Source organism: Arenibaculum sp. (genome assembly GCF_035998295.1).
Taxonomy (GTDB): Bacteria; Pseudomonadota; Alphaproteobacteria; order Azospirillales; family Azospirillaceae; genus DASYHS01.
The window spans coordinates 1-7123 of sequence record NZ_DASYHS010000254.1 but is presented as its reverse complement, the minus strand read 5'-3'; the positions used below and the strand labels follow the sequence as shown (position 1 = coordinate 7123).

Annotated in this window: 11 protein-coding genes; 8 read left to right on the top strand and 3 right to left on the bottom strand. The window is 69.9% G+C overall.

All coding sequences use genetic code 11. The annotated features are described in order from the left end of the window. Positions 1–730, top strand: a 730-nt coding sequence (locus VGO20_RS23870) for a DsbA family protein (RefSeq protein WP_327504898.1), incomplete at its 5' end; no start/stop codon positions are given. Positions 731–791: 61 nt separating this feature from the next. Here VGO20_RS23870 and maiA read toward each other — a convergent pair. Then, positions 792–1430: a maleylacetoacetate isomerase gene (maiA, locus tag VGO20_RS23865; protein WP_327504897.1), complete on the bottom strand. Its 639-nt coding sequence runs from the start codon at positions 1428–1430 to the stop codon at positions 792–794. A 44-nt stretch (positions 1431–1474) separates the two neighbouring features. Here maiA and VGO20_RS23860 point away from each other — a divergent pair, with 44 nt between their 5' ends. The 3 genes from VGO20_RS23860 (at position 1475) to pncA (ending at position 3383) form a co-directional block, all read left to right on the top strand. After that, entirely contained in the window at positions 1475–2098 is a 624-nt protein-coding gene (locus VGO20_RS23860) for an HAD family hydrolase (RefSeq protein ID WP_327504896.1), read from the top strand. 100 nt (positions 2099–2198) lie between these two features. Then, positions 2199–2738, top strand: coding sequence for a MarR family winged helix-turn-helix transcriptional regulator (locus VGO20_RS23855; RefSeq protein WP_327504895.1), 540 nt, complete (start codon positions 2199–2201; stop codon positions 2736–2738). 9 nt (positions 2739–2747) lie between these two features. Then, positions 2748–3383: a bifunctional nicotinamidase/pyrazinamidase gene (pncA, locus tag VGO20_RS23850; RefSeq protein ID WP_327504894.1), complete on the top strand. Its 636-nt coding sequence runs from the start codon at positions 2748–2750 to the stop codon at positions 3381–3383. Positions 3384–3444: 61 nt separating this feature from the next. Here the strand turns inward: pncA and VGO20_RS23845 are convergent, their stop codons facing one another. Next, positions 3445–3684 carry a DUF4287 domain-containing protein gene (locus VGO20_RS23845; RefSeq protein WP_327504893.1) on the bottom strand — a complete coding sequence of 80 codons (240 nt, stop codon included), beginning with the start codon at positions 3682–3684 and terminating at the stop codon, positions 3445–3447. A 158-nt stretch (positions 3685–3842) separates the two neighbouring features. Here VGO20_RS23845 and VGO20_RS23840 point away from each other — a divergent pair, with 158 nt between their 5' ends. The 4 genes from VGO20_RS23840 (at position 3843) to accC (ending at position 6741) form a co-directional block, all read left to right on the top strand. Beyond that, the gene (locus VGO20_RS23840; protein ID WP_327504892.1) at positions 3843–4298 is read left to right on the top strand and encodes a MarR family winged helix-turn-helix transcriptional regulator; all 456 of its coding nucleotides are present in this window, start codon (positions 3843–3845) and stop codon (positions 4296–4298) included. A gap of 154 nt (positions 4299–4452) precedes the next feature. Then, complete coding sequence (aroQ, locus tag VGO20_RS23835; RefSeq protein WP_327504891.1) at positions 4453–4920, top strand: type II 3-dehydroquinate dehydratase; 468 nt, start codon at positions 4453–4455, stop codon at positions 4918–4920. A 5-nt stretch (positions 4921–4925) separates the two neighbouring features. Continuing rightward, complete coding sequence (accB, locus tag VGO20_RS23830; protein WP_327504890.1) at positions 4926–5378, top strand: acetyl-CoA carboxylase biotin carboxyl carrier protein; 453 nt, start codon at positions 4926–4928, stop codon at positions 5376–5378. 16 nt (positions 5379–5394) lie between these two features. Then, positions 5395–6741 carry an acetyl-CoA carboxylase biotin carboxylase subunit gene (gene accC, locus VGO20_RS23825; RefSeq protein ID WP_327504889.1) on the top strand — a complete coding sequence of 449 codons (1347 nt, stop codon included), beginning with the start codon at positions 5395–5397 and terminating at the stop codon, positions 6739–6741. Here the strand turns inward: accC and VGO20_RS23820 are convergent. After that, on the bottom strand, positions 6719–7123 hold a 405-nt coding region (locus tag VGO20_RS23820; RefSeq protein WP_327504888.1), incomplete at its 5' end, for a sensor histidine kinase. The two genes, accC and VGO20_RS23820, sit on opposite strands and share 23 nt — an antisense overlap.

The following is a 7123-nucleotide window of genomic DNA, read 5'->3' as shown; positions in this document are numbered from 1 at the left end:
CCTGTGGCTGGCCCTGTGGCCGGCGACGATCCTCGTCCCGTCCGTCCCGGCCCTTGCCCAGGGCGGCGCCCCCGCGGCGGACCGGCAGGCGGTCGAGCAGATCGTCCGCGAATACCTGCTCGAACACCCGGAAGTGATCATCGAGGCGCTGGAGACGTTCCAGCAGCGCCAGGAGATGGCGCAGGTCGAGCGGCAGCGCCTGGCGCTGGCCGCCAACCGCGAGGCGCTGGCCGGGGCCGATGCCGGCCCGGTCGCCGGCAACCCCGCCGGCGACGTGACGCTGGTCGAGTTCTTCGACTACCAGTGCGGCTACTGCAAGTCCGTCCATCCCAGCCTGAAGGCGCTGCTGCGCGAGGACGGCGAGCTGCGCGTCGTCTTCAAGGAGTTCCCGATCCTCGGGCCCGCCTCGCTGACGGCCGCCCGGGCCGCCCTGGCCGCGGACCGCCAGGGCAAGTACCTGGAGATGCACGACGCCCTGATGGAGCTGCGCGGCACGCTCGACGACGCCAAGGTCCTGCGCGTCGCCGCCTCGGTCGGCCTCGACCTCGAGCGGCTGAAGGCCGACATGGAATCGCCCGAGATCCTGGCCGAGATCGAGCGCAACCTTCGCCTGGCCGAAGTGCTGGGCGTCAACGGCACTCCGGCCTTCGTGGTCGGCGACCGGCTCGTGCCCGGCGCGATCCCGCTCCAGCAGCTCCAGGACCTGATCGGGCAGGCGCGCGAGGGCTAGACCGGGTCGCGGCCGGCCCCCTGCACTCCGGGCTGCACTCCGGGCTGCGCTCCCGCCGCCCTCACTCCGCGTCGGGCTGGCGCTCGGGCGCGGCGGCGGCGAAGGCCGGCAGCTCCCGGCAGGTGGCGGCGATCCGCATCACCGTCGGGTAGGCCGACAGGTCGCAGCCGAACCGCTCGGCGTTGAAGACCTGCGGCACGAGGCAGACATCGGCGAGGCCCGGCGCGTCGCCGTGGCAGAACCTGCCGGTCCCGGCCGCGGGCGTCAGCATCCTCTCGACCGCGCCCAGCCCGACCGCGATCCAGTGCCGGTACCATTCGTCCCTCTTCTCCTCCGTCACGCCCATGGGGCCGGTGAGGTATTTGAGGACGCGCAGGTTGTCGAGCGGGTGCAGGTCGCAGGCGATCGCCTGGGCGACCGACCGTACCCGGGCGCGCCCGGCCGGGTCGGACGGCAGCAGCGGCGGCTCGGGGCGGGTCTCGTCCAGGTACTCGATGATCGCCATCGACTGCGTCAGCACCGTCCCGCCGTCGACCAGGGTCGGCACGAGGTGCTGGGGGTTCAGCGCGTCGTAGTCCGGGGCCGCCTGCTCGCCCTTGCGCAGATGGACGAACGCGTGCTCCGCCTCGATGCCTTTCAGGTTGAGGGCGATGCGCACGCGATAGGCGGCGGACGAGCGGAAATAGCCGAAGAGCTTCATAGCCGTTACCCTTGAGACCAGCAGCGACGAGACGAGAAGGCGACATGATGCCCGCAAACCGGTCCCCGCGCATCGCCGTATTCGACATCGGCGGCGTCCTCATCGAATGGGACCCGCGCCACCTCTACCGCAAGCTCTTCCCCGGCGACGAGGCGGCCATGGAACGCTTCCTGGCCGGGGTCTGCACTCCCGAATGGAACCTCGAGCAGGACCGCGGCCGCTCCTGGGATGAGGCGGTGGCGGTCCTGACCGAACGCTTCCCCGACCTGGCCGAGTTGATCGCCGCCTATCACCTGCGCTGGGAGGAGATGGTCCCCGGGCCGGTCGAGGGGACGGCCGACCTGCTGCGCACCCTGAAGTCGCGCGGCCGGCCGGTCTACGCCATCACCAACTTCTCGGCCGCGAAGCTGGCGCTGGCGCGCCGGCGCTTTGACTTCCTGAACCTGTTCGACGGCGTCGTCGTCTCCGGCGAGGAGCGGCTGGTGAAGCCCGACCCCGCGATCTACCGCCGTCTGCTGGACCGCTACGCGCTGGACGCCGCCGAGACGCTGTTCATCGACGACGTCGAGCGCAACGTCGAGGCGGCGCGCGGCGTCGGCATGCAGGCCATACGCTTCACCGGGGCGGACGCGCTGCGCCGGGACCTGGAGCAAGCGGGTATGTTGTAGGAGATATGGCAGCATTCCTGTTCAAATTGCAGGCCGGTTGGGGCAATCTATCCACCCGAGGCCCGCAGGGGGCCTGACCGCAGGACGGGGAATCGGCCGCATGGCAATGTCCAGGAGTTCGCGCAGGCCCGCCACCATCGCCAACGGCGATCTTGGCGCCGCCCCCGACGGCGACCTCGATCTCGCCGGCGATGGAATCAGCCTCATCCTGGAGGAGTTCCTTCCCTACCGGCTGTCGGTCCTGACCAACACGATCAGCCGGGCGCTCGCCCGCCTGTACGAGGAACGCTTCGGCCTCACGGTCGCGGAATGGCGCGTCCTGGCCGTGCTCGCCCGCTTCGGGGCGATGTCGGCGAACGCGGTCTGCGAGCGGACGGCCATGGACAAGGTGCAGGTCAGCAGGGCGGTCGCCCGCGCGGCCGACGGCGGCCTCGTCCACCGCGCGGTCGACGAGGCCGACCGCCGCCGCCTCGTGCTGTCGCTGACGGCGCAGGGCCGTTCCGTCCACGACCAGATCGTGCCGCTCGCCGGCGACCTCCAGCGCCACCTGCTGGCGGCGCTCGCCGACGACGAGGTGGAGCCGTTCTACGCGATGCTCGACCGGCTCTACGGCCGCGCCCTCGATCTCCACGCCGGCTGAGGAGCGACGATGCCTGCCCGGATCACCCCCGGCCCGGCCGATGCGCTGGTCCTGATCGACATCCAGAACGACTTCTGCCCGGGCGGCGCGCTCGCCGTGCCGGACGGGGACGCGGTCGTGCCGGCGGCCAACCGCCTCGCCCGGCTGTTCCCGACCACCCTGCTGACCCAGGACTGGCACCCGGCCGACCACCGTTCCTTCGCCAGCGCGCATCCCGGCAAGGCGCCGTTCGACACGGTTGCGCTCGCCTACGGCGCGCAGGTCCTGTGGCCGGACCACTGCGTCCAGGGGACGACCGGCGCCGCCTTCCACTCCGGCCTCGACGTGTCCCGGGCGGAGCTGGTGCTGCGCAAGGGCTTCCGGCGGGAGATCGATTCCTACTCCGCCTTCCAGGAGAACGACCGGGCGACCGCGACCGGCCTCGCCGGCTACCTGCGCGAGCGCGGCATCCGGCGGCTGTTCTTCGCCGGGCTCGCGACCGACTTCTGCGTCGCCTACTCGGCCGAGGACGCCGTGCGCTGCGGCTTCGAGGCGGTCGTTATCGAGGACGCCTGCCGCGCGATCGACCTCGACGGCTCGCTGGCGGACGCGAAAGGGCGCCTCCAGGCCGCCGGCGTCCGGCTGGCCGCGACCGCGGACTTCTGATCGCGGCCCCCGCAGGAGGAAGACCAGCTCCTTTGCTTGGCGATATTCCTCGTCTTCGAAGTCATTTCCCCCCTCTTTCCTTTTTGCCGTCGGCCAGCGCATGTGCCACGAGCGCATTGGCATGTCCGTGCCCCAATCCATGCGTCTCCTTCAGCCAGGCAACCAACTCCATGTGCTTCAGGTCTGGCCTGGCGCGGATTAGGCCGAGCCACTCCTCGACGGGCCGGCCGTATTTCCGTTCGATGGACGGGAAGTAGGACGCCGGCCCCTTCACGGGCTGGGCGGGTTGATCGTGGGGCATGTCTCGTCTCCGTCGAACGGTCGGGTTGTGATGATGTGGCGCTTCGAATTATCTTAATGTCAAGATATTTACCTTGCCATCAAGATAACGGAGACTCCATGGGTCCCGACGACCGGGTCGAATTGCGAAGAAGGCAGTGGGCGGCGGAGATGCCGGGCATGGATACGCGCGGCATGGCCATCCTCGGCCGCGCGCGCGTGATCACGCTCGGCGTGCGCCCGGCGATCGAAAAGGTCTTCGAGCGTCACGGTCTGGATACGGGCGATTTCGACGTCCTTTCGACGCTGCTTCGCTCCGGCCCGCCCTATCGGCTGCGTCCGACGGAACTGTTCAGATGGCTCATGATCACCTCGGGAGGGCTGACCGCGCGGGTATCCCGGCTGGAGAAGCGCGGCCTCGTGGAACGGGTTCCGGACCCGGCCGATGGGCGCAGCCTGCTGGTCGGGCTCTCGGCCGCGGGCCGGGAGAAGGCGCGCGCCGCGATCGTCGAGGACATGCGGACCGAGGCGGAACTGCTCGACGGCCTGTCGGCGCACGAACAGGAGGCTCTGGCCGCGCTGCTTCGGAAGCTGGCCTCGTCGCTGGAAGCGAAGGGGAGCGGGCGCGCGCGATGAAGCCATGCCCGCCCATGAGCCGAATGCCGTTCGACCGCGCGACTGCGGGAAGGCCGCCCCGGCCCCGTTCCACCGCACGACGGCATGCCCCATTGCCCTCTCGACGGCGCGTGATATAAACGCCGCAGCGTGACCCCACCGGAAGTTCACCTTCGTGGCGATAGAGCCTTCCGTCCTGATCCTGAACGGACCCAACCTGAACATGCTCGGCGTCCGTGAACCCGGGATCTACGGATCCGAAACCCTCGACGACATCGAGGCGCTGTGCCAGGAACGCGCCGAGGCCCTGGGCCTCGCCGTCGATTTCCGCCAGTCCAACCACGAGGGGGAGCTGGTGTCCTGGGTCCAGCAGGCCCGCGCCGACCACGATGCGATCGTCATCAACGCCGGCGCCTACACCCACACCTCGATCGCCCTGCTCGACGCGCTGACGCTGGCCGAGCTGCCCGTGATCGAGGTCCATCTCTCGAACATCTTCAGGCGTGAGCCCTTCCGCCACCACTCCTACGTATCGGCGGTGGCCGAGGGCGTGATCTGCGGCTTCGGCGCACAAGGCTATCTGATGGCGCTCGATGCGGTTGCCCAGTTGATCGACGCCGACGCAATGACGGACAGGAACTAGAAGGCATGGCGACTTTCGACATCGACGGCGACCTGATTCGCAAGCTCGCGGGTCTGCTCGACGAGACCGGCCTCACCGAGATCGAGTTCGCGGAGGGCGAGAAGAGGATCCGCGTCACCAAGGGCTCCCCGGCCATCGCCTACGCGCCGGCGCCGGCGCTTCCCGCGGCCGCCCTTGCGGCGGGCGAGGCGGCGGCCCCCGCGCCGGCGGTCTCCGCGTCGCATCCCGGCGCCGTGACCTCGCCCATGGTCGGCACCGCCTATGTCGCGCCGGAGCCGGGCTCGCCTCCCTTCGCGCGGGTCGGCGACAAGGTGAAGGCGGGCCAGACGATCCTCATCATCGAGGCGATGAAGGTGATGAACCCGATCAAGGCGCCGGTCTCCGGGACCGTCGTCAGCGTCCATGTCGAGGACGCGCAGCCGGTCGAGTACGGCGAAGTCCTGATGGTCATAGAATAGACGGGGGTCGGGAACGGTGTTCGAAAAGGTCCTGATCGCCAATCGCGGCGAGATCGCGCTCCGCATCCACCGGGCGTGTCGCGAGATGGGCATCCAGACGGTGGCGGTCCATTCGACCGCCGACGCCGACGCCATGCACGTCCGCCTCGCCGACGAGGCAGTCTGCATCGGCCCGGCATCCGCGCGCGAGAGCTATCTCAACATCCCCGCCATCCTGTCGGCCGCCACCATCACCGGCGCCGACGCGATCCATCCCGGCATCGGCTTCATGGCCGAGAACGCGCAGTTCGCCGAGATGGTCGAGGAGCACGGCTTCGCCTTCATCGGGCCGACGCCCGACCACATCCGCATCATGGGCGACAAGGTCACGGCCAAGCGCACCGTGATGGGCCAGGGCCTGCCGGTCGTGCCCGGCTCCGACGGCCCGGTGGAAAGCTACGAGCAGGCCGTGACGGTCGCCCGTCAGACCGGCTTCCCGGTCCTGATCAAGGCGGCGGCCGGCGGCGGCGGCAAGGGGATGAAGGTGGCCCGCGACATGGAGGGCCTGCGCGAGGCCTACCAGCTCGCGCGCGGCGAGGCGCGCGCCGCGTTCGGCAACGACCAGGTCTACATCGAGAAGTACCTGGCCCGTCCCCGCCACATCGAGATCCAGATCCTGGCCGACATGCACGGCTCGGCCGTCCATTTCGGCGAGCGTGACTGTTCGGTCCAGCGCCGGCACCAGAAAGTCGTCGAGGAAGGCCCCTCGCCCGCCCTGAACGCCGAGCAGCGCATGCGCATCGGCGAGTTGGCCGCCCGGACCGCGCGCGCCATCGGCTACCGCGGCGTCGGGACGATGGAGTTCCTGTACGAGGACGGCGAGTTCTACTTCATCGAGATGAACACCCGCCTGCAGGTCGAGCACACGGTGACCGAGATGATCACCGGCATCGACCTCGTGCGCGAGCAGATCCGCGTCGCGGCCGGCGCCCCGCTAGGCTACGGCCAGAAGGACATCCGCTTCCACGGCCACGCGATCGAGTGCCGCGTCAACGCCGAGCATCCCGAGACCTTCGCGCCCTCGCCCGGCCGTATCCAGGGCTACCACGCGCCGGGCGGGCTGGGCGTGCGCATCGACAGCGCGCTCTACGACGGCTACAAGGTGCCGCCGCACTACGACAGCCTGATCGCGAAGCTGGTCGTGCACGGGTCGAGCCGCAACGAATGCCTGATGCGGCTGCGCCGCGCGCTCGAGGAATACGTGATCGACGGCATCCACACCAGCCTGCCGCTGCACCGGTGGGTCACCGCGGAGCCGGAGTTCATCAACGGCACCTACGACATCCACTGGCTCGAAAACCTCATGAAGCAGCGGATGGGCTGAACGCGGCGCTGCGCGCTTCGGCCTCGACCGGCGCCGAGGCGTTCTGGGCGGCGTTCTGGGCGGCGTCCTGGGCCGGCAGCGACAGCGTCACCATCGTGCCGCGCCCGAGCTGGCTGTCGATCCTCAGCACCCCGCCCTGAAGCTCGGCCAGCGCCTTCGCCAGCGGCAGGCCGAGGCCGGCCCCGCCGTGCCGGCGCGAGAGCGAGTTCTCCTCCTGCCAGAACGGCTCGAACACGCGCGAGAGGTGCTCGGGCGCGATGCCGATCCCGTTGTCCGCCACCACCATCGCGATGCGGCCCCGGTCCGGCACCGCCGACAGTTCGACAGCACCACCCTCGGGCGTGAACTTCAGCGCGTTCGACAGCAGGTTGACGACGATCTG